At 71.3% G+C, this 25601-nt stretch carries 20 protein-coding genes; 11 read left to right on the plus strand and 9 right to left on the minus strand.

What is annotated here, in order from left to right; genetic code table 11:
• Positions 1–91: 91 nt before the first annotated feature.
• Positions 92–2404: an FdhF/YdeP family oxidoreductase gene (locus OG788_RS34355; protein ID WP_406374992.1), complete on the plus strand. Its 2313-nt coding sequence runs from the start codon at positions 92–94 to the stop codon at positions 2402–2404.
• 57 nt (positions 2405–2461) lie between these two features.
• On the opposite strand, the gene OG788_RS34360 is transcribed toward OG788_RS34355, so the two are convergent.
• Complete coding sequence (locus tag OG788_RS34360; RefSeq protein WP_406376921.1) at positions 2462–3580, minus strand: magnesium and cobalt transport protein CorA; 1119 nt, start codon at positions 3578–3580, stop codon at positions 2462–2464.
• A 261-nt stretch (positions 3581–3841) separates the two neighbouring features.
• On the opposite strand from OG788_RS34360, the gene OG788_RS34365 reads away from it, so the two are divergent.
• Positions 3842–4948 (plus strand): winged helix DNA-binding domain-containing protein, encoded by a 1107-nt coding sequence (locus OG788_RS34365; protein ID WP_406374993.1) that lies wholly within the window; start codon positions 3842–3844, stop codon positions 4946–4948.
• A 181-nt stretch (positions 4949–5129) separates the two neighbouring features.
• Here the strand turns inward: OG788_RS34365 and OG788_RS34370 are convergent, their stop codons facing one another.
• From OG788_RS34370 to OG788_RS34380, 3 genes are all read right to left on the minus strand, one after another.
• Positions 5130–5921 carry a trypsin-like serine protease gene (locus OG788_RS34370; RefSeq protein ID WP_266763707.1) on the minus strand — a complete coding sequence of 264 codons (792 nt, stop codon included), beginning with the start codon at positions 5919–5921 and terminating at the stop codon, positions 5130–5132.
• 605 nt (positions 5922–6526) lie between these two features.
• Positions 6527–9364, minus strand: coding sequence for an AAA family ATPase (locus OG788_RS34375; RefSeq protein ID WP_406374994.1), 2838 nt, complete (start codon positions 9362–9364; stop codon positions 6527–6529).
• A gap of 151 nt (positions 9365–9515) precedes the next feature.
• Entirely contained in the window at positions 9516–10328 is an 813-nt protein-coding gene (locus OG788_RS34380; RefSeq protein WP_406376922.1) for a response regulator transcription factor, read from the minus strand.
• A gap of 132 nt (positions 10329–10460) precedes the next feature.
• On the opposite strand from OG788_RS34380, the gene OG788_RS34385 reads away from it, so the two are divergent.
• The gene (locus OG788_RS34385; protein ID WP_406374995.1) at positions 10461–12140 is read left to right on the plus strand and encodes an AMP-binding protein; all 1680 of its coding nucleotides are present in this window, start codon (positions 10461–10463) and stop codon (positions 12138–12140) included.
• The gene (locus OG788_RS34390) at positions 12137–13744 is read left to right on the plus strand and encodes an AMP-binding protein (RefSeq protein WP_406374996.1); all 1608 of its coding nucleotides are present in this window, start codon (positions 12137–12139) and stop codon (positions 13742–13744) included. Before OG788_RS34385 ends, OG788_RS34390 begins: the two co-directional genes overlap by 4 nt.
• A gap of 98 nt (positions 13745–13842) precedes the next feature.
• Here the strand turns inward: OG788_RS34390 and OG788_RS34395 are convergent, their stop codons facing one another.
• Entirely contained in the window at positions 13843–14682 is an 840-nt protein-coding gene (locus OG788_RS34395; protein WP_406376923.1) for a hypothetical protein, read from the minus strand.
• Positions 14683–15137: 455 nt separating this feature from the next.
• Between OG788_RS34395 and gcl the strand changes: the two genes are divergently transcribed.
• The gene (gene gcl, locus OG788_RS34400) at positions 15138–16922 is read left to right on the plus strand and encodes a glyoxylate carboligase (protein WP_406374997.1); all 1785 of its coding nucleotides are present in this window, start codon (positions 15138–15140) and stop codon (positions 16920–16922) included.
• A 98-nt stretch (positions 16923–17020) separates the two neighbouring features.
• Positions 17021–17929 (plus strand): alpha/beta fold hydrolase, encoded by a 909-nt coding sequence (locus OG788_RS34405; protein ID WP_406374998.1) that lies wholly within the window; start codon positions 17021–17023, stop codon positions 17927–17929.
• A gap of 448 nt (positions 17930–18377) precedes the next feature.
• Here the strand turns inward: OG788_RS34405 and OG788_RS34410 are convergent, their stop codons facing one another.
• The 4 genes from OG788_RS34410 to OG788_RS34425 all read right to left on the minus strand — a co-directional run bounded on the left by OG788_RS34410 (position 18378) and on the right by OG788_RS34425 (position 22631).
• Positions 18378–18608 (minus strand): hypothetical protein, encoded by a 231-nt coding sequence (locus OG788_RS34410; protein WP_351536499.1) that lies wholly within the window; start codon positions 18606–18608, stop codon positions 18378–18380.
• Between the two features lie 443 nt (positions 18609–19051).
• Entirely contained in the window at positions 19052–20509 is a 1458-nt protein-coding gene (locus tag OG788_RS34415; RefSeq protein ID WP_406374999.1) for a catalase, read from the minus strand.
• Positions 20510–20850: 341 nt separating this feature from the next.
• Positions 20851–21747, minus strand: coding sequence for a 2-hydroxy-3-oxopropionate reductase (locus OG788_RS34420; protein WP_406375000.1), 897 nt, complete (start codon positions 21745–21747; stop codon positions 20851–20853).
• Between the two features lie 44 nt (positions 21748–21791).
• Positions 21792–22631, minus strand: coding sequence for a TIM barrel protein (locus tag OG788_RS34425; protein WP_356758931.1), 840 nt, complete (start codon positions 22629–22631; stop codon positions 21792–21794).
• A gap of 223 nt (positions 22632–22854) precedes the next feature.
• On the opposite strand from OG788_RS34425, the gene OG788_RS34430 reads away from it, so the two are divergent.
• The 5 genes from OG788_RS34430 to pucL all read left to right on the plus strand — a co-directional run bounded on the left by OG788_RS34430 (position 22855) and on the right by pucL (position 25521).
• The gene (locus tag OG788_RS34430) at positions 22855–23115 is read left to right on the plus strand and encodes a hypothetical protein (protein ID WP_266763717.1); all 261 of its coding nucleotides are present in this window, start codon (positions 22855–22857) and stop codon (positions 23113–23115) included.
• Positions 23112–23480 (plus strand): helix-turn-helix domain-containing protein, encoded by a 369-nt coding sequence (locus tag OG788_RS34435; protein ID WP_351536487.1) that lies wholly within the window; start codon positions 23112–23114, stop codon positions 23478–23480. Before OG788_RS34430 ends, OG788_RS34435 begins: the two co-directional genes overlap by 4 nt.
• Before the next feature lie 174 nt (positions 23481–23654).
• On the plus strand, positions 23655–24170 hold the full coding sequence (gene uraD, locus OG788_RS34440) for a 2-oxo-4-hydroxy-4-carboxy-5-ureidoimidazoline decarboxylase (protein ID WP_406375001.1): 516 nt from the start codon (positions 23655–23657) through the stop codon (positions 24168–24170).
• Entirely contained in the window at positions 24167–24568 is a 402-nt protein-coding gene (gene uraH, locus OG788_RS34445) for a hydroxyisourate hydrolase (protein ID WP_351536481.1), read from the plus strand. Before uraD ends, uraH begins: the two co-directional genes overlap by 4 nt.
• Positions 24569–24573: 5 nt before the next feature.
• Positions 24574–25521, plus strand: a complete 948-nt coding sequence (gene pucL, locus OG788_RS34450; protein WP_351536479.1) for a factor-independent urate hydroxylase — start codon at positions 24574–24576, stop codon at positions 25519–25521.
• Positions 25522–25601: the final 80 nt, after the last annotated feature.

Below are 25601 nucleotides of genomic sequence, written 5' to 3' on the forward strand. Positions count from 1 at the left end.
TGTCCTCGAAGAGACGCCGGAAGAAGAAGAGCCGCCGCAAGCACGCCGCGAACCACGGACGACGACCCCAGTCCTAGGCTCGGTGAGACTCTTGAACGCATCCCAGGACGGCCAGGATGGACTGGAGCCCCGTGTGGGGCCCGACCCCCAGGGTGAACCGGAGTTCCACCCGTACCATCACCCCGCCGCCGGCTGGGGTGCGGCCAAGAGCGTGAGCCGCTTCCTGGTGCGCGAACGCGCCCTCGTGGACGGCCCGCGGGCGATCATGCGCATGAACCACGAGAACACGGGCTTCGACTGCCCCGGATGCGCGTGGCCCGACGACACCAAGGGCCTGCACCTGGACATCTGCGAGAACGGCATCAAGCACGTCACCTGGGAGATGACGGGCAAGCGGGTCGGCCCTGACTTCTTCGCCGCCCACTCGGTGACCGAACTCTTCGGCTGGAGCGACTATGCCCTGGAGGACCAGGGCCGGCTGACCGAGCCGATGGTCTACGACCCGGAGTCGGACCACTATGTGCCGATCAGCTGGCGCGACGCGTTCGAACTGGTCGGCCGCACCCTGCGAGAACTCGACGACCCGAACGAGGCGTCGTTCTACACCTTCGGCCGCCTCGGCAACGAGGCCACGTTCCTCTACCAGTTGATGGCCCGAGAACTGGGCACGAACAACCTGCCCGACTGCTCGAACATGTGCCACGAGGCCAGTGGCCGCGCTCTCCAGGCGTCCCTGGGCACCGGCAAGGGGACCGCCGACCTCAAGGACTGGGAGACCACCGACGCCCTGTTCATCATGGGCGTCAACGCCGCCTCCAACGCGCCCAGGATGCTCACCGCGCTGGCCGAGGCCTACCACCGCGGCGCCCAGATCGTGCACGTCAACCCGCTGGTCGAGGCGGCCGCCACCCGCACCATCGTTCCGCACGACTTCACGGACATGGCCCTCTTCAAGTCCACCCGGACCAGCACGCTGAACCTCCAGCCCCGCATCGGCGGCGACATGGCGCTCCTGCGCGGCATGGCCAAGGCGATCCTGGAGCAGTCCGGGACCGACCCCAAGGCCGTGGACCAGGAGTTCATCGACCGCCACACGGCGTACTTCGACGAGTACCGCGCGGTGTGCGAGGCCACGTCCTGGGAAGAGATCGAGCTCCAGTCCGGGATCGACCGGGACGGCATCCTCAAGGCGGCCCGCGTGTACCGCGACGCCGACCGCTCCATCATCAGCTGGTGTCTCGGTGTCAGCCAGCACGAACACGGTGTCGACACCGTGCGAGAGATCGTCAACCTCCTTCTGCTGCGCGGCAATCTGGGCCGGGAAGGCGCCGGTCCCTCGCCGGTGCGCGGCCACAGCAACGTCCAGGGCAACCGGACGTGCGGCATCGACCACCGGCCCGCCGAGGAGTACCTGGACCGGCTCGCCGAGGTCTGCAGGATCGACCCGCCCCGTGAGCACGGTATGGACACCGTGGCCACCATCCACGCCATGCATCGCGGCGACGTGAAGGTGTTCGTCGGCATGGGCGGCAACTTCGCCCTCGCCGCGCCCGACACCCCGTACACCTACGCGGCGCTGCGCAACTGCGACCTCACGGTCCAGGTGAGCACCAAGCTCAACCGCAGCCACCTCGTCCACGGCCGCCGGGCGCTCATCCTGCCGTGCCTGGGCCGGACCGAGAAGGACCACCAGCGAGGCGGCGTCCAGAGCACCTCGGTCGAGGACTCGATGAGCATGGTCCACCTGTCCGTCGGCATGAAGCGCCCCGCCTCCAGGCATCTGCTGTCCGAGCCCGCGATCATCGCCGGAATGGCCCGCGCCGCCCTTCCGGACAGCGAGACTCCGTGGGAGTGGTACATCGAGGACTACGACCGCATCCGCGACACGATGGCGCGGGCCCTCGACGGGTTCGAGGACTGCAACCGCCGCGTGCGGCTGCCGCTCGGCTTCCGCATCAAGCAGCCCGCCCGCGAACTGGTCTTCCTCACTCCGACGGGACGCGCCGAGTTCTCCACGGCCCCCCTGCCCGACGTGGTCCCCGCTCCCGGCACGCTGGCGCTCGGCACCATGCGCTCCCACGACCAGTGGAACACGACGATCTACTCCGACAACGACCGCTACCGGGGCGTCAAGAACCTGCGCACGCTCGTCTTCATGAACGAGGACGACATGCGGGAACGCGGTATCTCCGAGTTCGCCCCGGTCGACATCGTCAGCACCGCCAAGGACGGCAGCCACCGCACGCTGGACGGCTACCTGGCCATTCCCTACGACATCCCGCGCGGCTGCGCGGCCGGGTACATGCCGGAGATGAACGTGCTGTGCGCGATCGGCGACTACAGCCTCCAGAGCGACCAGCCCCTGATGAAACACGTCAAGGTCACGATCGCGCCGGCGGGTTGAGCCTCCGCGCTCCCGGGACAGGTGTCCCGGGGCCGGGGACGGTCTCACGGGGCCGGCTCAGAGCCAGTGGCGTCGCTTGAAGATGAAGTACAGGCTCACGCACACCACGCCCATCAGGCCGATGGCGAACGGGTAGCCGAAGCGCCAGGTCAGTTCCGGCATGTGGGCGAAGTTCATGCCGTAGATCGTGCCGACGAGGGTCGGGGCGAACAGGATGGCGGCCCACGAGGAGATCTTCTTGATCTCCTCGTTCTGTTCGAAGCCCGCCTCCGCCAACGCGCGCATCTCGGCGTTCTGTTGCTGGGTTACCAGCGTCGCGTTGACGGTGAGGATGTCGGTGAGGGCCTGGCGGAAGCCGTCGACGCGTTCGCTGGTGTGGGTGACGTGGTCGGCGACGTCGCGGAGGTAGCGCTGGAGTTCCTCGTCCGTGCCGTACTTGGCGAAGCCGGCCATGAGACTGTGCAGCATGCCGACCAGCGGGCGGGTGGCGCGCTGGAACTCGACCATCTCGCGGGAGAGTTCGTAGATACGACGGGAGACCGCCGGGTCGCCGCGGAAGACCTCGGTCTCGATCTCGTCGATGTCGTTCTGGACGCCGAAGACCACCGGGACGTAACCGTCGACGACGGAGTCGAGGATCGCGTAGAGCACGGCCTCCGGGCCGAGTCTCAGCAGTTCCGGGCTGTCCTCCATGCGGCGGCGCACCGCCGAGAGGTCCGGCGCCGCACCGTGCCGGACCGTGATCACGAAGTCGGGCCCCACGAACACGTGCAGCTCGCCGAAGTCGACCTCCTCGACCGCGTCCAGATAGCGGGCGGCGCTCAGGACGACGAAGAGCGTCTCGCCGTAGCGCTCCAGCTTCGGACGCTGATGCGCCTCCATCGCGTCCTCGACGGACAGCGGATGTAGGTCGAACTCGGCTGCCAATGACAGGAGTTCGGCCTCCGTCGGACGGGCCAGACCGATCCAGGCCATCCCTGACGGCTGTTCGCGCAGCTCACGGAACGTCTCGGCCAGGGACGCGGGCGTCGACACCCGCACCCCGTCGCGGTACAGCGCGGCCTGGACGACGCTGGCGACCTCGGCGGGTTCGGGCGCGGGAGGAGTCTCCTTCGGTGCCGGCGGCTGCGCGGGCGGCGCCGACGGCGGGGTCAGGGCGCGCCGCCAGACGGACATCCGGCCGGCCTTCGCACCCCTCGGCCCCCCGGAATCCCCTGCCTCGGCGGAGCTGTCCGTGTCTCCTGTGCCCTTCCGGTTGTTCGAGGCCGAGTGGGCGCGTCGCTCGGACATCGCGGCTGCCTCCAGGGTCGAACGTACGTCTGCGTGATCACGGAGCAGGATATACGGGGCAAACGATCCCCGGGTGTCCTGCGGCATCGGGATCGCGGTGAGAGTTGCGGACAGAAGGTGTCCGCGAGCGGCGCTAGCGTGCCGGGTATGACGAAGACGACCGCGACGGCCCCCGTGCTCGGCACCCGCGCCCTCAACCGCGCGACCCTCGACCGTCAGCTCCTGCTGCGCCGCTCGCCGCTGTCCGCGACGGCCGCGGTCGGGCACCTCCTCGGCCTCCAGGCACAGAACGTGAAGCCGCCGTACTACGCCCTCGCCGCCCGGGTGGACGGGTTCCGGCCCGAGGATCTGTCGGCCGCCATGGACGCGCGCCAGGTCGTCAGGATCGTCACCATGCGCTCCACCATCCACACGCACACCGCCGAGGACGCCCTCACCCTGCGTCCGCTGGTGCAGGCCGCCCGCGATCGTGAGCTGAACCAGTTCCGCAAGGGGCTCACCGGCGTCGACCTGGACCGCCTCACCGCGATCAGCCGTGAACTGGTGGAGGCCGAGCCCCGCACCATGAAGCAACTGCGCGAGGCGCTGCTCACCGAGTGGCCGGACGCCGACCCGTTCGCCCTCTCCATCGCGGCCCGCTGCACCCTGCCGCTCGTCCAGGTCACCCCGCGCGGTCTGTGGGGCCGCAGCGGCCAGGTCGCCCTCACCACCGCCGAGCACTGGCTGGGCCGCCCCGCCGAGCCGGTCCCGGCGCCGGACGCGACCGTGCTGCGCTATCTGGCCGCCTTCGGTCCCGGCTCGGTCAAGGACATGCAGACCTGGGCCGGTCTGACCCGGCTCCGTGAGGTCTTCGAGCGGCTCCGGCCGCGGCTCGTCACCTTCCGCGACGAGAACGGAGCGGAGCTCTTCGACCTCCCCGACGCGTCCCGCCCGGACGCGGACACCCCGGCCCCGCCCCGCTTCCTGCCCGAGTTCGACAATCTGCTCCTGTCCCACGCCGACCGCTCCCGGGTCGTCCCCGCCGACCTCAAGGGGCGCACCTGGCAGGGCAATCAGGCCTACTGCACCCTGCTGGTCGACGGATTCCTGTCCGGCCTGTGGAAGCTGGAGGAGGACGCGCTCGTCGTCGAACCCTTCGGCCGGCTCACGAAGACACAGCGGGACGAGGTCACGGCGGAGGGGGAGCGGATGCTCACGGTGATGCACGAGGGGGAGGGATGCGACGTCAGGTTCGGCACGGTCGCCCGGCCCTGAGGCCACGTGTGCGACGGTGTCCGACCTGAGGTGCCGGCGGACGGACGGGGCACTGCGGGGAAGCCGTCCGCCGGCAAGCGCGAGGGGCCGGGAAGTGGATGAGGGGCGTTGCGGGCCGCTCGTGGAGGCCCGCAACGCCCCCCGGTATTTACCTGAGGGGTACTCAGGAGATCATGGGTGACTACGAGTTGACCTGCGTGGTCACCAGGCTGGAGAACGTCGTCAGGCGGGTGTACACACCCGGGTAGCCGGCTTCCGCGCAGCCCTCGCCCCAGGACGTGATGCCGGCCAGCACCCCGCCGATGAGGAGCGGGCCACCGCTGTCACCCTGGCAGGTGTCGACGCCGCCGGAGGTGTACCCGGCGCAGACCATGTCGGTGGCCACGAAGTCGGAGCCGTACGAGCTCGCGCAGCTGGAGTTGGACACGATCGGGACGGTCGCGGTGCGCAGCTGGTTGGAGGAGCTGCCGTTCTCCGAGGTGGTGCCCCAGCCGATGATGCGGGCCGTGGCGCCGGTCGCGTACACGCCGGTGTCCGAGGAGGAGACGTACTTCGCCGTCGTGTACGACATCGACGTCGACAGGGTCAGCACGGCCACGTCGTCGCCGTTGGTGGCGTCCGTGTAGCCGGGGTTGATCCAGATCTTGCTGACCTTGCTGACGGTGCCGTTCGTGCCGTTGAGGTACGTTCTTCCGCCCACGACACGGACGCTGCTGGTGGTCTCGCCCACCATGCAGTGGGCCGCGGTCACGACCTTGTTGGCGGCGACCAGGGTGCCCCCGCAGAACTGGTTCTGCGAGGCGTCGGTGATCTGCATCATGAACGGGTACGCGGTCGTCGTGGTCGTCGTACCGCCGACGATCGGCTGGGGCGCGGCTGCGGCGGAGGGGGCGCCGAGCAGGGCGGTGGCGGCGGCGGCAGCGGTCGCCGCACAGACAGCGGCGGTCTTCTTGGCGCGGTTGAGCCCGAACATGGGTCTCCTTGGAGGTTGCCGGTGGGGGGACGCGCGGGTGTGGGGGGTGAGGCACGACGCCTGTGGGTGGGGCGCCGTGTGCCCGAGCGAGCGGCACTCCCACACGCTAGGGCGTGAGACCGCTCTCTCCAATGAGGGAACCCCCTAGTGGGCGTGGGGGAGGGAAAACCCTTGCCCGGGGCGAGCCGTGTTTGACACGGGCACCGCCCGGTTGCTCCCGGCCCGGGCGCCACGCCCGCTGACGTCCATTCAGCCGAAGCGAGCGGCCCCGACCCGGACCCTCACCGAGGCCGACTGGCCTACTCCGGAGCCTCACGGGCTCTGAACGGCAGCGTCCCGGTGCCCACCTGGTTCCGAGCGGCAGCGTCCTGGTGCCCGACCGGTTCCGAACGGCCCGCGCCGGAGCCCGCCCGAGTTCGAAGCGCCGCCCTGGACGCTTTCCGACTCCGGCCGTCCTGCTCCGGAGCCCAGCCGGCCCGGCGCGGACATCGCCCCGTGGCCCAACCGGACCCGAGCCGCCCCGCCCTGGCGTCCCCTCGGCTTCGTTGCGCCCCGCCGCGGAGTCTCACCGGGCCACCGTTCGCGGTCGTCGGCCGGGACTGCGTTCAGTCGGGCCTGCGTTCCGCCGCGAGCCGCACGATGTCCACCCGGGAGCGTATCCCCAGCTTCCGGTACACCCGGGTGAGGGTGGCCTCCACCGTCTTGACGCTGATGAACAGGCGCGCGGCGATCTCGCGGTTGGTGGCGCCCTCCATGACCAGGGCGGCGACCTGGCGCTCGGTCGCGGCGAGGGTGTCGAGGGCGGCGGAGGCGAGGGGCGGCGCGGCCGGAGGGGGCGTGGACGCCGCCTCGACCCGACGGAGCCAGGGCAGCGCACGGCACCGGCGGAACAACCGGGCAGCCTCGTCGTAGGAGGTGGGTCCCGGGACGGGGCGGGCGGAGCCGGGAGCGTGGGGGAGGGTACGCAGACCGGCGAGGGCGTACGCGGCGCGGGCCTCCTCCAGGCCGTAGCCCAGTTTGCCGAGGCGGTCCTGCGCGGACGCCAACTGGCGTTCGGCGGGCCCCTGTTCCCCCCGCGCGGCGCGGACCAGGGCCTCGGCGCGGTCGAGCACCGCGAGGACGCTCTCGCGTTCCAGCCGCAGAGCGCGCCGGCGGGTCACGTCGATGACGTCCTGCGCCTCCACGATCTCACCGATCCTGACCAGTGCCTCGGCGAGGTCCCCGTGCCAGCGGCCGCGGGCGGGGTCGACGACACCGAGTCCCTCCTCCAGCTCCCTGACCCGGCGCAGGGAGTGGACCGCGGCCGACGCGTCCCCGGCGACCAGCTGGGCGTGCCCGAGGGCGCCCAGGGCGCGCGAGAGATACACCAGGTCGCCGTCCTCCTCGGCGCGGTCCACGGCCTCGTGGGCGAGGGCGAGCGCCCGGTCCACGTCACCGCCCGCCGCCTCGGCGAGCGAGGTGAACATGGCGGTGGCCGCCTCGCCGATGCCGGTGTCGCGGGCCAGCCTGAGGCTCTCCCGGGCCAGGTCGAGGGCGCGGCCGCAGTGACCGGAGCGCAGCTCGGTCTCGGCGAGGCCGCGCAGGAAGTGCAGTTCGCTCTCGACCATGCCGCGCCGCTGCACCTCGCGCAGCAGTGCGGTGATGGCCGTACGGGCCTCGGCGAGCCGGTCGCTCATGATGAGCCAGCGGAAGCGGGCGGCTCCGGCGCCGTTGTGGTCGCAGGCGACGCGGGGGTCCTGCGGCTCGCGCAGCGCCCGCTGGATGGTCGACGGCGCGTCCGGATGCCCCATCAGGGTCTCCATCTGCGCCTGGAAGCCCAGCGCGAGGAGTTCGGTGCGCCGGTCCCCGGCACGGGCCGCGAGCCGCGCCGCCCGGGCGGCCTCCTCACGGGCCTTGGCCATCTCGCCGTCCATGAGCAGGGCCCGCCAGGCGAGTTGGTAGCGGACGAGGGCGACCAGGCCGGGGTCGTCACCCGCGTCGGCGAGCGCCTGCGGGAAGACGGCGTCGATCTCGGCCATGGCCTGCCCGGCGGCGTCGACGACGACCATCCAGGCCCGGACCCGGTCGGCGGGGGCGGTGGCCCGGGACAGCACCTGGCGCGCGATGTCGCGTGCGAGGTCCGTCTCCCCGGCCGTCAGCGCGTCCTCGGCCGCCTGCAGGCGCCGTTCGTCCGGTCCCGGCAGGGTGTCGGCCGGTGTGTGCCGGGCGGCGAGCAGCCCGAGACCGACGGCGACGGAGGGCGCCCCGCGGTCGCGGGCTGCGGCCGCGGCCTCGCCGAGCCGGGCGGCGACCGCCGGGTCCGTGCCGGTGGTGGCGAGGGCGAGGTGCCGGGCCCGTTCGATGGGGTCGGAGGCCGCGCGGGACAGCGCGGCGTGCGCGGCGCGCCGCTCCTGGGCGTCGGCCTCCGCGTACAGGGCGGCCGAGACGAGGGGGTGTGCGAACCGGATGCCGGGCGTCTCGCGTTCGGTGGCGAGGAGTCCGAGGGCGGCGGCCGACGCCGTGACGGCCTCGGCGTTCTCCCGGCCCGCGGCGTGCAGCAGGGCCAGGGTCGGGCGGGCTCCCGCGCTCACCACCAGCAGGGTGCGGCGGGCCTCGGCGGACAGCATGTCCAGGCGGCTGAGGACGAGCGCGCGCAGGGACGTCGGCACGGGCAGCGGTTCGCCCGGGCTCGGCGGGGTCGGGGACTCGGCGAGGGCGCGGCCCAGCTCCAGGGCGAAGAGCGGGTTGCCGCCGCTGGTGCGGTGGATGTCGCGCACGGTGGAGCGGGGCAGGCCGGTGTAGCCGCGTTGTCCGAGGAGTTCGGCCACATGGGCGCGGGCCAGCGGGGCGACCCGCAGGGCCAGGGTCTCCGGCGGGGACGCGCGTAGATAGCGATCGTGGTCCCGTGAGCCCGGTTCGGTGTCCGTGCGGACGGCGCACAGCATGCGGACCGGCGTTCCGCCGAGCCTGCGGGCGGCGAAGCCGAGCAGTTCGGCGCTGGCCGGGTCGAGCCACTGCAGGTCGTCGGCGACGATCAGCACCGGCCCCTGGGCGGCCAGGGCACGGAACGCCGACAGCACCGCGAGACGCAGCGCGAGACCGTCGCGCTGGAGGGTGGATTCGCCGCGGCCGGTGAGCGCCGACTCCAGGGCGGTGCGCTGCGGGGCGGGCAGCCGGTCGGCGATCTCGTCGACGACCAGACCGAGGAGGTCGGCCAGCGCGAGGAAGGGAAGATGGGATTCGGACTCGGTGGCCGAGCAGCGCAAGACGGTCCGTGCCGATTCGGCGCATTCCGCGGCCAACGCCCGCAGGACGGTCGACTTTCCTATTCCCGCCGGCCCGTGCACGAGCACACTGCCGCCGTCGGAGAGCTGCTCGCGTGCCCCCGCGAAGAGTTCCTCCCGGCCGATGACCAGGTCGGGGCGCGGTCTCGCAGGTTCCCTGAAGTCCCCTCGCACGGTCACCGCTCCCCTCGTGTGTCGTGTCCGGGCCAATGTTAGGCAATGTCTCTTTGAATTTCGGACAGTCGGGGTGGTGAGGGAAATAACAGCGGCCGCGCATAACTCATTTCAAGGCCCGGCGGATTGAATGAGAAGCGCCAGGAGAGATGGTCCGCTACGGCAGCAGACCGGCCCGGCGCGCGGCGACGACCGCCTCCAGACGGGTGTGCGCGCCGAGCCTGCGCATCGCCGAGCGCAGATACCCCTTCACGGTCTCCGGACGGAGCCCGAGCCGCTCGGCCGCGGCCGCGTTGGTCGCGCCCGCGGCGACACAGGCGAGGACGTCCACCTCACGGGGAGCGAGTCCGACCTCGTGCGCGGCCCCCGTGGAGGGTGCCGCCGCGTCGGCCAACCGGCCGCACACGGAGAGGAGTTCGGCCCGCAGCGCGGGGTCGGCGATCCGTGGGGCCAGCGCCCGCAGTGCCCCGTGCGCCTCACGCACCTCCTCCCACGCCGCGCCTCCCGTCGCCGGGCCGGGCTCATGGGCGAGGGCGAGGAGACCGCGGGCCTCGTCCCGGACGACGAGCGCCTGCTCCACGTCACGGGCCGCCGCGACGGCCGCCCCCAGCGTGCGGTCGCCCAGGGGCTGGGCCGTCCGCAGGGCGCCGTACAGCACACCACGCACCCGGCGCCGTACGACGACCGGAACCGCGAGCACGGAACGGAGCCCCTCCCTCGCCACCGCCACGTCGTACTCGTGGCTGATCTGCCGCGATGCCGAGTAGTCGCTCACCGTGCACGGCCGGGCGAGGGCCACCGCCTTGCCGCCCAGGCCGTTGCCGGAGGAGACGGCCAGCGCGCTGAGCGCGGGCGTCGCCGTACCGCTCAGTTCGCTGATGCGCACCAGCCGGCCGCCGGAGTCGACCAGGCCGCCGAACGCGACCGGCAGCCCCGTCGCGCGTCGCAACCGCACCAGCGCGCCCCGCATCTCCCCTGCCTCGGCTGTGTCTGCTGCCACCTGCTCGCCCCTTCATCGCGGCGCACCCCCCGTTCGGGGGTGGTGAGACCTGCATCACGGAATACACGATGGTAGGCGGCGGTCCGGCAACGAGGAGGACACATGACGGCGACGACGGGTGCGACGGACGAGTTCCGCGCCGCGCGGGACTTCCTGCTGGACCACCGCGCGGACTACATCAAGGCCTACGAGGGCTTCAGCTGGCCCCGCCCGGAACACTTCAACTGGGCGCTCGACTGGTTCGACGTCATCGCGCGGGACAACGACCGCACCGCCCTGCACATCGTCGAGGAGCACGGCGATCGCGTCGAGGTCTCGTTCGCCGCGATGGCCGAGCGCTCCGACCGGGTGGCCAACTGGCTGCGCGACCGGGGCGTGCGCGCCGAGGACCGCATCCTCGTCATGCTCGGCAACCAGGTCGAGCTGTGGGAGACGGCACTCGCCGCGATGAAACTGCGCGCCGTCGTCATCCCGGCCACCCCGCTGCTCGGCGCCGCCGACCTGGCCGACCGGGTCGAGCGCGGCCAGGTGCGGCACGTCGTCGTCCGGGCCGAGGACACCGCGAAGTTCGACGAGGTGCCCGGCCGCTACACGCGCATCGCGGTCGGCGGCACCCGGCCCGGCTGGCAGGCGTACGAGGAGACGGCCGCCGCCGATGCCGCCTTCGAGCCGGACGGACCCACCCACGCCGACGATCCGCTGATGCTCTACTTCACCTCGGGCACCACCGCCCGCCCCAAACTGGTGGAGCACACCCACGTCTCGTACCCGATCGGTCACCTGGCCACCATGTACTGGATCGGCCTCAAGCCCGGAGACGTGCACCTGAACATCTCCTCGCCCGGCTGGGCCAAACACGCCTGGTCGAATCTCTTCGCGCCGTGGAACGCGGAGGCGACCGTCTTCCTGTACAACTACACGCGTTTCGACGCGAGCCGCCTGATGGCGGAGATGGACCGGGCCGGCGTCACCACCTTCTGCGCCCCGCCCACCGTGTGGCGCATGCTGATCCAGGCCGATCTGAGCCGGCTGGACACCCCGCCGCGCGAGGCCGTCGCCGCGGGCGAGCCGCTGAACCCCGAGGTCATCGAGCAGGTCCGGCGCTCCTGGGGCGTCACCATCCGGGACGGCTTCGGGCAGACGGAGACCGCCGTCCAGGTGTCCAACAGCCCCGGCCAGCAGCTCAAGACCGGCTCCATGGGCCGGCCCAGTCCCGGCTTTCGCGTCGAACTGCTCGATCCGGTGTCGGGCGCGCCCGGAGCCGTGGAGGGGGAGATCGCCCTCGACCTGTCCGCGCACCCCGTGGGCCTGATGACCGGCTACCACGGCGACCCCGACCGTACGGCGGAGGCGATGGCGGGCGGCTACTACCGCACCGGTGACATCGGCGCTCGCGACGCCGACGGCTACATCACCTACGTCGGCCGGAGCGACGACGTGTTCAAGGCCTCCGACTACAAGATCTCGCCCTTCGAGCTGGAGAGCGCGCTCCTGGAGCACGAGGCGGTCGCCGAGGCCGCCGTGGTCCCGGCCCCCGACGAACTGCGCCTCGCCGTGCCGAAGGCGTACATCGTCCTCGCGGCCGGGTACGAGCCGGGCCCCGACACCGCCAAGCTGCTCTTCGAGCACGCCCGTTCGGTGCTCGCTCCGTACAAACGCATCCGCCGCCTGGAGTTCGGCGAGCTGCCCAAGACCGTCTCCGGCAAGATCCGCCGGATCGAGCTGCGCGAGGCCACGGCCGCCGGCTCGGACGCCGAGTACCGCGAGGAGGACTTCCGGTGAGTGAGCTGTCGTACGCGCACGGGACGAGCGGCACGGCGCTGCTCGGCGACACCATCGGGGCCAATCTCGACCGCGCTGTGCGGGCCTGGCCGGACCGCGAGGCGCTCGTCGACGTGCCCTCCGGACGGCGCTGGACCTACGCCCGATTCGGCGCCGAGGTCGACCAGTTGGCGTGCGCGCTGCTCGCCGCCGGCATCGCCAAGGGCGACCGGGTGGGCATCTGGGCGGTCAACTGCCCGGAGTGGGTGCTCGTCCAGTACGCCACCGCCCGCATCGGCGCGATCATGGTGAACATCAATCCGGCCTACCGCACCCACGAGGTCGCGTACGTCCTCGATCAGGCCGGCATCTCGCTGCTCTTCGCCTCCCTCAGTCACAAGACCAGTGACTACCGGGCGATGGTCGAGGAAGTGCGCGGCAGGTGCCCGCAGTTGAGGGAGACCGTCTACATCGGGGACCCGAGCTGGGACGCGCTGCTGAGGCGTGGAACCCCTGACCTGTACGAGGATCTCCACGCCCGCGGGAGCGAGCTGTCCTGCGACGACCCCATCAACATCCAGTACACCTCGGGGACGACAGGCTTCCCGAAGGGGGCCACGCTCTCCCACCACAACATCCTCAACAACGGTTATTTCGTCGGTGAGTCGATCGCCTACTCCGAGCAGGACCGGGTCTGCATCCCCGTGCCGTTCTACCACTGTTTCGGCATGGTCATGGGGAATCTGGCCGCCACTTCGCACGGCGCGTGCATGGTCATCCCCGCTCCGTCGTTCGACCCGGCGGCGACGCTGAAGGCCGTGGAGCAGGAGCGGTGCACCTCGCTCTACGGCGTCCCCACCATGTTCATCGCGGAGCTGAACCTCCCCGACTTCGCGACGTACGACCTGTCCACCCTGCGCACCGGCATCATGGCGGGCTCGCCCTGCCCGGTCGAGGTGATGAAGCGGGTGGTCGCCGAGATGCACATGGAGGAGGTCTCGATCTGTTACGGCATGACGGAGACCTCGCCCGTCTCGCTCCAGACGCGCCGCGAGGACGACCTGGAACACCGTACGGGCACGGTCGGCCGGGTCCTGCCGCATCTGGAGGTCAAGGTCGTCGACCCGGTGGACGGCGTGACCCGCCCGCGCGGCAGCGCCGGAGAACTGTGCACCCGCGGGTACAGCGTCATGCTCGGCTACTGGAACGAACCCGAGAAGACCGCCGAGGCCGTCGACCCCGGGCGCTGGATGCACACCGGGGACCTGGCGATGATGCGCGAGGACGGCTATGTGGAGATCGTCGGCCGCATCAAGGACATGATCATCCGCGGCGGGGAGAACATCTACCCGCGCGAGATCGAGGAGTTCCTGTACGCCCACCCGAAGATCGCCGACGTCCAGGTGGTCGGCATCCCCCACGAGCGCTACGGCGAGGAAGTGCTCGCCTGCGTCATCCCGCGTGATCCGGCCGACCCCCTCACCCTCGACGAGCTGCGCGCCTTCTGCGAGGGCCGGCTGGCCCACTACAAGATCCCCAGCCGGCTGCGCGTCCTGGAGGCCTTCCCGATGACGGTGTCGGGGAAGGTGCGGAAGATCGAACTGCGGGAGACGTACGCGGAGTAGACGCGCTCGCTGTCCGTGTCCGGGCTCGTGACCGGGTCCGTGCCTGTGTCCGTGTCCGGGCTCGTGTCCGTGTCCGTGCCTGTGCCTGTGTCCGGTGGTCAGCCCGCGACGGCGACGAGGTCGTCGGCCGGGCTGTTCACCGGCTGCGGTGTGCCTGTGAGGTCAAGGACGAACAGGGGGACGCCGAGAGTGTCGGCGCGGGCGCGGGCGTCGTCGGCGTAGCCCGCCAGGGAGAAGAACACGCAGTCCGACGACTCCGTCATGGCCGTCAGCCACAGGCACTCCACGTCGCGCAGTGAAACCGGCCGCACGGTGGGGACCACCTGGGCCAGGATGCCGCGCGCGGCGAGCCCGATCCCGGACGGGGGCCGCTGGTCCGCGCGCCGGATGTCGCGGTAGCCCAGCCAGCGCAGATACAGCGCGGCCGCGGTGACGGCGTCGCGGGCCGTGCGGATGGTGACCGGCTGGAACGCCGGTCGACGGGCTGGGGACACGTCACGCCCACGCCCCCCGGCACTCCGCGACGCACCGACTTCGGCACCCCGGCCCTGCTCGGCGGCCGGGGCTCGGCGCCGGTCGCGGTCCTTGTGGCCGGCTCCGGAACGCGGGCCGCCCCGACGGTCGGACTCGCCCCGGTCCGGAGGGGTGTCCTCGCCGCCGTCCGGGCGGCCGGTCTCGTCGTCCGGGCGACTGTTCCCGCCTCCGTCCGGACGGCAGGCCCCGCCTCCGTCCCGGCGGCTGCTCGCGGCATCGTTCCTACCGTCGCCCCCGTCGCCCCCGTCGCCCCCGTCGCCGCCCCGCGCCGATGCGTCGGTGGCGTCGCGTCGCGCGGTGTCGGCCTCGGTGGCGCCCGGCGTGGTCTCCGCCCTGCCCGGCCGGTGGACGGCCCGCACCCCTCGTACCGGAATCCGCAGCGTCGTTCCGCACGGGCAGCCCAGTTCCGGGTGGGGCCACTGGGTCTCGTGGCCGCACGCCTCGCAGCGGACCTCGGCCCAGTCCTCGTCCCACGCGCGGTGAGTGACGGGGGTCGGCTCCGCGAGGCGGTCGAGCGGGGTCGTCACGGGCGCTCCGCACACACAGGGATAGGACGGGGCCGCGTACAGGTGCTCGCGGCGGCAGGCCGGGCACCGCACCGGCACGCTCTCGGCCATGGCCCACTCCAGGAGGTCACGTCGGGTCAGCGCGTCCATCGTCCTCCTGCCGGGCGGCGTCCGGCAGCGAAACGGCGTGACGTCCACCGAGCGGATCCGTCGCGGGGCCCGCCCTTGACGCTCCTTGCCGCGACGCCTACATTGCTTCCAGATAGTAGAAGTTAGTTTCCGCAATACGGAATTTCAGCTCTCCGCGGGGCGCGACGGGAGCACGAGTCCGACAGCCGAAGCAGGAGTACTCCATGGCTCGTATGACCGCTGCCCGCGCGGCAGTCGAGATCCTCAAGCGCGAGGGCGTCAGCGACGCGTTCGGCGTCCCGGGTGCGGCGATCAACCCCTTCTACGCGGCGCTCAAGGCGTCCGGCGGGATCAGTCACACCCTCGCCCGGCACGTCGAGGGTGCCTCGCACATGGCGGAGGGCTACACCCGCACGCACCCGGGCAACATCGGTGTCTGCATCGGTACGTCGGGCCCCGCCGGAACCGACATGATCACCGGCCTCTATTCCGCGACCGGCGACTCGATCCCGATCCTGTGCATCACCGGCCAGGCACCGACCGCGGTGATCCACAAAGAGGATTTCCAGGCCGTCGACATCGCGTCGATCGCCAAGCCCGTGACGAAGATGGCCGTCACCGTGCTGGAGGCCGCGCAGGTTCCCGGCGTGTTCCAGCAGGCGTTCCACCTCATGCGCTCCGGGCGTCCCGGGCCGGTCCTCATCGACCTGCCCATCGATGTCCAGCTCACCGAGATCGAGTTCGACCCCGAGACCTACGAGCCGCTCCAGGCCTACAAGCCCGCCGCGACCCGCGCCCAGATCGAGAAGGCGATCGGGCTGCTGAACGCCTCCGAACGCCCGCTGATCGTGGCCGGCGGCGGTGTCATCAACGCCGACGCCGCCGAACTCCTCGTCGAGTTCGCCGAGTTGACCGGCACCCCGGTCGTCCCGACGCTCATGGGCTGGGGCATCCTGCCCGACGACCACGAGCTGAACGCCGGCATGGTGGGCCTGCAGACCTCGCACCGCTACGGCAACGCGACCTTCCTGGAGTCCGACTTCGTCCTCGGCATCGGCAACCGCTGGGCCAACCGCCACACCGGCAAGCTGGACGTCTACACGGCCGGCCGCACCTTCGTGCACGTCGACATCGACCCCACCCAGATCGGCAAGATCTTCGCCCCGGAGTACGGCATCGCCTCCGACGCGAAGGCCGCCCTGGAGCTCTTCGTCGCGGTGGCACGGGAGTTGAAGGCGGCCGGCAAGCTGCCCGACCGCTCCGCCTGGGCCGCCTCCGCGCAGGAGAAGCGGGCCACGCTCCAGCGCCGTACGCACTTCGACGACATCCCGATCAAGCCGCAGCGTGTCTACGAGGAGATGAACAAGGCCTTCGGACCGGAGACCCGGTACGTCTCCACCATCGGCCTCTCGCAGATCGCCGGCGCCCAGATGCTGCACGTCTACCGGCCGCGCCACTGGATCAACTGCGGCCAGGCGGGCCCGCTCGGCTGGACGATCCCGGCCGCTCTCGGCGTCGCCAAGGCCGACCCGGACGCGCAGGTCGTCGCCCTCTCCGGCGACTACGACTTCCAGTTCATGATCGAGGAACTGGCCGTCGGTGCCCAGCACAGGATCCCGTACGTCCATGTCCTGGTGAACAACGCCTACTTGGGCCTGATCCGGCAGGCGCAGATCGGCCTGGACATCAACTTCCAGGTCAACCTGGAGTTCGAGAACATCAACTCCCCCGAGCTGGGCGTCTACGGCGTCGACCACGTCAAGGTCGTCGAGGGCCTCGGCTGCAAGGCGATCCGGGTCACCGACCCGAGCGAACTCGGCTCCGCCCTCGAGCAGGCCAAGAAGCTCGCCGCCGAGTTCCGGGTCCCGGTCGTCGTCGAGGCGATCCTGGAGCGCGTCACCAACATCGCCATGAGCAGGACGAACGACATCGGGAACGTCATGGAGTTCGAGGAGATCGCGACCGAGCCGGGCCACGCGCCCACCGCGATCCGGACGCTGAAGGTCTGACGAACGCGCTCGTTCGCACACGAGGGCGGCCCACCCCGGGGGATGGGCCGCCCTCGCGCGTTGTTCCCAGGCGCGGGCGGGTCCGGCATGCTCGCCCCATGCGGATGACCGTCCCCACCCCCCTCGGCGACATCGCCGTACGCTGCTACCCCCCGTATCCCGGCGCCCGGCCGGAGGGGGCCTCCGTCCCGCCCGACGCCCCCGCGCTGCTGCTTCTGCACGCCAATCCCGGGGACGGCCGTGACTTCGACGCCGTGCTGCCCGCCCTCGCCGACCGGTACCGCACGTTCGTCGTGGACTGGCCCGGATACGGCGACTCCACCGCGCCCGAACCCGGACGGGTCACCCCCGAGGGGCTGGTGGAGGTCGCGGAGCGGGTGATCGACGCGCTCGCCGAGGAGCAGGGCGTGCGGGAGGTCGCCGTGCTCGGCAACAGCGTCGGCGGCTATGTCGCCTGCCGCCTCGCCGAGGGTCCACGCGCCGCGTCGGTCGCCGCGCTCGTCCTGGTCGACCCGGCCGGCTTCACCCGGCACACCGCGTTCACCCGCTGGTTCTGCCGCGAGGTGATGGGCCGTCCCGCCCGTGCCCGCCGGCTGGTCGTCCCGCTGGCCCGCGCCTATCTGGGGCGGCTCGGCACGCCGAGCGCCCGGGAGACGTACGCCCGCGTCCGCCAACTGCCCCACGACGAGCGGAGACTGGCGGTGCACTGCGCCGTCTGGCGTGGTCTCGCCGACCCGGAGTTCGGCATCGCCGACCCCGCCGCCCTGGATCTGCCGATCCTGCTCCTGTGGGGGAGCCGTGACCCGGTCGTCCCCGCTCTCCTCGACGGCCGCCGTGCCCAACGCATGCTCCCGGCCGGTACGTTGAGTGTTCTGCTGCCCACGGCCCACGAGCCGTACAACGAACGCCCGGGCCTCTTCCTGCGGCACGTCCTGCCGTTCCTGAAGGACCCGCGGGCGGTCAGTACGAGCCGCCCCCGGAGTCCCAGCCGGCCCCGTCGACGGTGAAGCCGATGCCTCCACCGCCGGCACCTTCGTCGGCCCGGGGCCGCTCGCGCCCCGCCGCACCGCCTGGGCCGGCCCGGCCCGGCGCCGCATCCCGCGGACGCGGGGCGAGCGCGGTGACCCTCGCGGCCCGGTGGGGGCCCGCACGCAGCAGCGCGACGGTCCGAGGCCTGGGCCCGACCGCCGCGCTCCCGCTCATGGTGCTTTCCCCCGTGCCCCCGTGCTTCCCCCGTTCGGGACCCGCCGCCCCCGTGCCGGCGGGCCCCGTGTGCCGAGAATGTGCCTCATTCGGCGGGAGGAGAAGCCCCCGGGGCCGTGTTCAGAGGTTGATTTGAGGGTTCCGTAGGCCCTCTACGCCCGCTTGCGTAGGTCCGGAGTCCGTTTGCCGCCCGTTTCGGCTCGCGGCTCGCGGCACGTGTCGGGCGGCGGGCCGTGCCCGCGGCCCCCGGCCTCAACCGCCCGTGTGCTCCGAGAGGCCGGGCCAGTCGTCGGGGCCGCCGCCCTGCCACTCGATGATGTCGCTCTCCTCGACCTCGATCGCGTCGAGGTCGACGTCCGCCTGGCGCAGGATCTCGACCACGTCGTCGAGGTGGTACGCGATGCCGAGCACCCGGTCGCCCTCGGTGACCCGCCGCGATCCGTCCAGCGCCGGTGTGTGCACCACGATCCTGGGAAATTCCATGCCGTCAGCCTCCATGGTCCCAGGCTGCTGCGCGCGGCCGGAATCCGCACCCGGAGGCCGGTCCGCCGCGCACGGAACGGCGGAGCGCCGGGTACGGGACCGTCCGTACCCGGCGCTCCGCCGGTGGGGCAGGGGCTGTTGCCGTCCGACGGCGCGAGGCTGGGCGCGACAGTACGTTCGCGCCGCCGGACGGAGTGGGCGGGGCCCTGGTGGGCCGGTGTGGCTGGGACCGCGGCGGATGCGACGGAACCGTGACGCCTCTTCCCTCAGGTCGAGAAGCGGGTCCCGGGACCTTCACCACCGCACTGGCTCGCATGCCGCCGCGGTCCTCGCCTCGCCCGCGGGCCTGTCGCGCGGTCACCCCTCATCCGGGCCGCTCGATCCACCGCGGGCTGCGCGTACCGTCCTGACCTCCCGTCAAGGGCGGTACGCGAGTCGGGTTCTCAGTCCTCGCGCAGGGCGTGGACCGCCTCCTCCACCCGCTTGCCGTACTCCGGGTCCGCGGCGTGGAAGTGGGCGAGGTTCTTCTCGATGACGTCGTCGCGGGAGACCTGGGCGAGGCCGCCCGCGATGTTCGCGACGAGCCGGGACCGCTCCTCGGCCGACATCAGCCGGTACAGCTCTCCGGCCTGGAAGAAGTCGTCGTCCTTGGTGTGCTGCGGCGCCTCGTGGGTGCCGGTGTGCCCGGCGACCGCGAGCGGGGCCGAGAGCGGGCGGCCGGTCTCGGCCGGGCCGTCGTAGGAGTTCGGCTCGTAGTTCTTCGCGGCGCGGCCCTGCGTGTTGGACGCCATGAGGCCGTCCCGGCCGTAGTTGTCCGCGGTGGTGGCCCTCGGCGCGTTCACCGCGAGCTGCGTGTGGTTGACGCCCAGGCGGTAGCGGTGCGCGTCCGCGTAGGCGAACAGGCGGCCCTGGAGCATCTTGTCGGGGGAGGGGCCGATGCCCGGAACGAAGTTGTTCGGGGAGAAGGCGGCCTGCTCGACCTCGGCGAAGACGTTGTCGGGGTTGCGGTCGAGGACCAGTCGGCCCACGCGCCGGAGCGGGTAGTCCTTGTGCGGCCACACCTTGGTGAGGTCGAAGGGGTTGAAGCGGTAGTCCGCCGCCTCGGCCGCCGGCATGATCTGCGCGTACAGCGTCCAGGACGGGTTCACGCCCCGCTCGATGGCCTGGAGCAGGTCCGTCTGGTGGGAGTTGGGGTCCTTGCCCGCGAGCTCCTGCGCCTGCTCGGTGGAGAGGCTGCGGACGCCCTGGTTCGTCTTGAAGTGGTACTTGACGAAGAAGGCCTCGCCCTCGGCGTTCGTCCACTGATAGGTGTGCGAGCCGTAGCCGTTCATGTGGCGGTACGACGCCGGGATGCCCCGGTCGCCCATCAGCCAGGTCACCTGGTGCGTGGCCTCGGGTGCGTGCGCCCAGAAGTCCCAGACGTTGTCCGGCTCCTGCCGGCCCGTGAACGGGTCGCGCTTCTGGGAGTGGATGAAGTCGGGGAACTTGATGGGGTCCTTGATGAAGAAGACCGGGGTGTTGTTGCCGACGAGGTCGTAGTTGCCCTCGGCGGTGTAGAACTTCAGCGCGAAGCCGCGGGGGTCGCGCACCGCGTCCGCCCCGCCGAGGTTGTCGGCGACGGTCGAGAAGCGCAGGAAGACCTCGGTGCGCTTGCCGACCGTGTCCAGGAAGTCGGCGTGCGTGAAGCCGGTGACGTCGTCCGTGACCTCGAAGTGGCCGTAGGCACCGGAGCCGCGGGCGTGCACCACGCGCTCCGGGATGCGCTCGCGGTTGAACCGGGCGAGCTTCTCCAGGAGGTGCTGGTCCTGGAGGAGGAGCGGGCCACCGACGCCGGCGGTGGCGGAGTTCTGGTTGTCGGCGACAGGGGCGCCGGACTCGGTCGTGAGCACGCGCTTCGACATCGTGGACCTTCCGTACGAGAGGGCAGCGGGATCAGCGGAAACCCTCTTCCGCTATGTGGACATCTACCGCTTGGTGGAGCCTAGGTTCGGGGCGAACTGAACGTCAACAGTTTGTTGAAGGCAGATCCGGACCGCGGCGGCGCCTGGGCGCGACAGGACAGGTGTCAGCGCCGCCGCGGCCCGGAAGTCAGGGGCCCGGAAGTCGGGGAGCCCGGAAGTCGGGGGCCCGGAAGTCGGGGGCCCGGAAGTCGGGGAGCCCGGGAGTCGGGGAGCCCGGGCAGGGTCCGGCCGGTCGTCGGCCGGCTCTCCCGCCGGTTTCCGGGCCGGTTTCCGGCCGTGGTTCAGCTCTGGGCGCCGGAGAGGCGCTCGACCGCGCGCAGCAGCGCGGAGTGGTCCAGGCCGCCGTCGCCCTGGGCGCGCAGGCTGGCGACGAGCTGGGCGACCACGGCACCGACCGGCAGCGCGGCACCGACGGTGCGGGCGGCGTCCGTGACGATGCCCATGTCCTTGTGGTGCAGGTCGATGCGGAAGCCGGGCTTGAAGTTGCGGTTCAGGAAGTTCTCCTTCTTGCGGGCCAGCACGGTGGAGCCCGCGAGGCCGCCGCCGAGGACGTCGAGCGCGGCCTTGAGGTCCACGCCGGACTTCTCCAGGAAGACCACGGCCTCGGCGCACGCCTGGATGTTCACGGCGACGATCAGCTGGTTGGCCGCCTTCACCGTCTGGCCCGAGCCGTGCGGACCGCACAGCACGATGGTCCTGCCGAGCGCCTCGAAGATCGGCTCCGCCTCGTCGAAGTCGGTCTGCTCGCCGCCGACCATGATCGACAGTACGGCCTCGATCGCGCCGGCCTCGCCGCCGGACACGGGGGCGTCGAGGACGCGGATGCCCTTGCCCTTCGCCGCCTTCGCCAGGTCGACCGAGGTCTGCGGGGTGATCGAGGACATGTCGACCAGCAGCGCGCCGGACCGCGCGTTGTCGAGGATGCCGTCGGGACCGTACGCGATGGCCTCGACCTGCGGGGAGGCGGGCACCATCGTGATCACCACGTCGGCGTCACGCACGGCCTCGGCGATCGAGGCGGCGGCGGTGCCGCCCGCGGCGGCCAGGCGCTCCAGCTTGTCCTGTTCCAGCGTGAAACCGGTGACGTCGTACCCGGCCTTGATCAGGTTCTCCGACATGGGCGAGCCCATGATGCCGAGACCGATCCAGGCCACCTTGGGGAGGTTGCCGTTGCTCATGAGGGTGCCTCTCTGAGATCTCTGCTGCGTGTTCGGGGTGCCGCTCAGCGGGCGGCCCGTGCGGCGGCGGGCAGCCAGTCGAAGGCCTCCGCGCTCGGCCGGTCACCCGGCTTGTACTCCAGGCCGACCCAGCCCTCGTAGCCGGCCTTGGCCAGCTGGTCGAGGAGCTCCTCCAACGGGAGGGTGCCGGTGCCCGGGGCGCCGCGGCCGGGATTGTCGGCGATCTGCACATGGCCGGTCCGGTCGGCGTAGGCGGCGATCACCTGCGGCAGGTCCTCGCCGTTCATGGAGAGGTGGTACAGGTCCATCAGGAACCTGGCGTTGCCGAGGCCGGTCGCCCGGTTGACCTTGTCGACGATGCCGACGCCGGCCGGGGCGGTCACCAGCGGGTAGAGCGGTGACTCCGGCCGGTTGAGGGTCTCGACGAGGAGGATCGCGCCGATGCGGTCCGCGGCCCGGGCCGCGAGGACCAGGTTCTCCAGTGCGAGGGCGTCCTGCTCGGCGGGGTCCACGCCCTCGACGCGGTTGCCGTACAGGGCGTTGAGCGCCCCGCAGCCCAGCGACCCGGCGAAGTCGGCGGCCACGTCGATGTTGGCGCGGAACCTCTCCGACTCCTCGCCGGGGATCGACAGGGCGCCCCGGTCGGGGCCGGGGAGCCGGCCGGCGTAGAAGTTCAGCCCCGTCAGCCGGACGCCCGCGTCCTCGATCGCCTTCTTCAGGGCGTCGAGTTCGGACTGCTCGGGGGTGGGGGAGTCGACCCAGGGCCACCACAGCTCGACCGCGGTGAAGCCCGCCGCGGCGGCGGCCGCGGGGCGCTCCAGGAGCGGGAGTTCCGTGAAGAGGATCGACAGGTTGACGTTGAAGCGCTGGTCGGCGAATCCCATGGGGGTCGGCGCTCCCTTCCGTACTGGCGGCCGAGCTGCGAGCTGTCGGCCGGGCCGGCGGTTCGAGGTAATTCCGTATTGCGGAAGTTCATTTCTGCTTAATGGAAGATTGCCGTCGGGTGCCGGGGCTTGTCAAGGGGGGCCGATGGCGAAGCCGTCCGAGTGGCCGACGCGGGCCCGAGGGGGCTGCCGGGATGCCCGCGGCGCGCAGTAGGTTGAGCCCGTGCGATTGAGAGTGGAGTTCACGACCGAGCCCTTCGACCTCGACGAGGCGCCCCGGCACGCGCTGGTCGCCCGAGAGGTCATCGAGGCGGCCGAACTGGACGCCGTGGACGTCGGCCCGTTCGGCAACACCGCGGAAGGCGGTGCGGACGCCGTGCTCACCGCCGTCGACGATCTGCTGCGCAAGGCTCTGGAGGCGGGTGCCACCCGCGTCTCCCTCCAGGTGAACGTCGTGGGCGCCGCTGGGGAGGGTGATAAGTGACCGGAATCGGGGACGACCCCTTCGTCGCGGCGGTCAAGCCGCTGGTCGACGCCATGGGGGGCGAGATGCTGGCGCCCGAGCAGGCCGGAGTCGACGACGTCGTGCTGTCCTGGGAGGGTGCGGACGTCGTCGCCGTGCGCCTGCCCCAGCTCGCCGACTCGCTCGATCACATCCTCGCCGCCCTGGAGCGCAAGCGGGGCAAGCCGCTCGCGGAGCTCGACCGCAAGGCCAAACAGGAGATCGTGCGCATACTGGAAGCGCGTGGCGCCTTTTCCGTGCGGCACGGTGTGGAGACCGTGGCGAGCGCGCTCGGCGTGAGCCGGTTCACCGTCTACAACTATCTGAATCGCGAAAAGGACGCCTGACCAGCGAAAACGCGTCTCAGGGCGACAGGGGTCCGCTTGTCGCCACCCGCCGCCGTCCGGCTCGATCGGGCGGCGGTTTTTGTAACCCGAAGTTTTCAACAAAGTGTTGACGTGGTGTTTCCGAGGGCGTTAGCTAATCCGCAGCCCGTCCAGCACAAGGCCACGGAGGCTCCCGTGACGTCGAGTACGACACCTGGCGGCCTCGCCCGCTTCAACGCCCTGGAGGAGCGCGCGGCCTTCGCCGTCCTGCACGAGGCCTGTGCCTCCGAGGCGTGGGCCGAGCGGCTGCTCGCCGCCCGCCCCTGCGCCACCGCCGACGACCTGTTCGCCGCGAGCGACGCCGCCATGGCCGAGCTGACAGACGCGGACCTGGCCGAGGCGATGGCCGGGCACCCGCCCATCGGGCGCCCGAAGCCCGGCGATCCGACCTCCTCCCGGGAGCAGCGCGGCATGGCCGGCGCCTCCGAGGAACTCAAGGAGGAGATGCTCGAACTGAACCTGGCCTACCAGGAGAAGTTCGGCCACGTCTTCCTCATCTGCGCCACCGGCCGGACCGGCGAGCAGATGCGCGACGCGGTCAAGGAGCGGATCGGCAACTCGGCCGAGCGGGAGCGCGAGATCGTCCGCGTCGAACTGGGGAAGATCAACCGCATCCGGCTCGGCAATCTCGTACAGGAAGAAGAGGCATGAGCACCGACACCACCGCCTCCGTGTCCACCCACATCCTGGACACCAGCGTCGGCCGCCCCGCCGAGGGCGTCGCCGTCCAGCTCGCCGCCCGCGCCGGGCGCGACGCGCACTGGCAGGCGCTCGGCGGTTCCGCGACCGACAAGGACGGCCGGTGCAAGGACCTTCCGGCGCTGCCGGAGGGCACGACCCACGTGCGGCTCGACTTCGCGGTCGAGCAGTACTTCGAGTCGGATTCAGCGACACAGCAAGCCGATGCGCAGCAGGACGCCCCCGCGAATCGGGACAGCGAGACGTTCTTCCCCGAGGTGACGATCACCTTCGCCGTCAGGCCGGGCGAGCACTACCACGTACCGCTGCTGCTCAACCCGTTCGGCTACTCCGTTTATCGAGGGAGCTAGCAGACATGACCGACCATTCCCGCCGCGCTCACCCTGTGATGCTGGGACAGAACCAGTACGGCAAGGCCGAGAACCGCGTCGTCAAGATCACCCGCGACGGCGACACGCACCACATCAAGGACCTGAACGTGTCCGTCGCGCTGAGCGGCGACATGCAGGAGGTCCACCTCTCGGGCTCCAACGCGAACGTCCTGCCGACGGACACCACCAAGAACACGGTGTACGCCTTCGCCAAGGAGTACGGCATCGAGTCCGCCGAGCAGTTCGGCATCCATCTGGCCCGGCACTTCGTGACCAGCCAGGAGCCGATCAAGCGGGCACGCATCAGGATCGAGGAGTACGCCTGGGAGCGGATCGAGGCCTCGGACGCCAACTCCCGGTTCATCGGCGCGGACGAGGTCAAGCACTCCTTCGTCCGCAAGGGCCAGGAGACCCGCGTCACCCAGATCACCTACGACGGTGAGACCTGGGAGGTCGTCTCGGGCCTGAAGGACCTGGTCGTGATGAACTCGACGAACTCCGAGTTCTGGGGCTACGTCAAGGACAAGTACACGACGCTCCAGGAGGCGTACGACCGCATCCTGGCCACCCAGGTCTCCGGCCGCTGGCGCTTCAACTGGACGGGCGACGAGCAGAAGATGCCCAACTGGGAGAAGTCCTACGACCAGGTCAGGAAGCACATGCTCCAGGCCTTCGCCGAGACCTACTCCCTCTCGCTCCAGCAGACCCTGTACCAGATGGGCGCGCGGATCATCAACAACCGCAGCGAGATCGACGAGGTCCGCTTCTCGCTCCCGAACAAGCACCACTTCCTTGTCGACCTGAAACCGTTCGGCCTCGAGAACGACAACGAGGTCTACTTCGCGGCCGACCGCCCGTACGGGCTCATCGAGGGCACCGTCCTGCGCGACGGCTGCGAGCCGCGCATCCCGGTGGACCTCACCAACCTGTAGTACCGCACCGGCGGTCCGCACGGACCGCCCCCGCGGTACTGCCGCTGTACCCCCGACGCGTGCGCCGGCGTCACGTCCCA

The sequence above is a fragment of the Streptomyces sp. NBC_00647 genome, from assembly GCF_045207245.1.
Lineage (GTDB): Bacteria > Actinomycetota > Actinomycetes > Streptomycetales > Streptomycetaceae > Streptomyces.

Coding starts and splice junctions, on each gene's coding strand:
- OG788_RS34360 (WP_406376921.1), bottom strand. CDS start 3,580: ATGTCCGTCTGGCGGCGCGCCCTGACCCCGCCGTCGGCGCCGCCCGCG.
- OG788_RS34365 (WP_406374993.1), top strand. CDS start 3,842: ATGACGAAGACGACCGCGACGGCCCCCGTGCTCGGCACCCGCGCCCTC.
- OG788_RS34370 (WP_266763707.1), bottom strand. CDS start 5,921: ATGTTCGGGCTCAACCGCGCCAAGAAGACCGCCGCTGTCTGTGCGGCG.
- OG788_RS34380 (WP_406376922.1), bottom strand. CDS start 10,328: ATGCGGGGCGCGCTGGTGCGGTTGCGACGCGCGACGGGGCTGCCGGTC.
- OG788_RS34385 (WP_406374995.1), top strand. CDS start 10,461: ATGACGGCGACGACGGGTGCGACGGACGAGTTCCGCGCCGCGCGGGAC.
- gcl (WP_406374997.1), top strand. CDS start 15,138: ATGGCTCGTATGACCGCTGCCCGCGCGGCAGTCGAGATCCTCAAGCGC.
- OG788_RS34405 (WP_406374998.1), top strand. CDS start 17,021: ATGCGGATGACCGTCCCCACCCCCCTCGGCGACATCGCCGTACGCTGC.
- OG788_RS34410 (WP_351536499.1), bottom strand. CDS start 18,608: ATGGAATTTCCCAGGATCGTGGTGCACACACCGGCGCTGGACGGATCG.
- OG788_RS34415 (WP_406374999.1), bottom strand. CDS start 20,509: ATGTCGAAGCGCGTGCTCACGACCGAGTCCGGCGCCCCTGTCGCCGAC.
- OG788_RS34420 (WP_406375000.1), bottom strand. CDS start 21,747: ATGAGCAACGGCAACCTCCCCAAGGTGGCCTGGATCGGTCTCGGCATC.
- OG788_RS34425 (WP_356758931.1), bottom strand. CDS start 22,631: ATGGGATTCGCCGACCAGCGCTTCAACGTCAACCTGTCGATCCTCTTC.
- uraH (WP_351536481.1), top strand. CDS start 24,167: ATGAGCACCGACACCACCGCCTCCGTGTCCACCCACATCCTGGACACC.
- pucL (WP_351536479.1), top strand. CDS start 24,574: ATGACCGACCATTCCCGCCGCGCTCACCCTGTGATGCTGGGACAGAAC.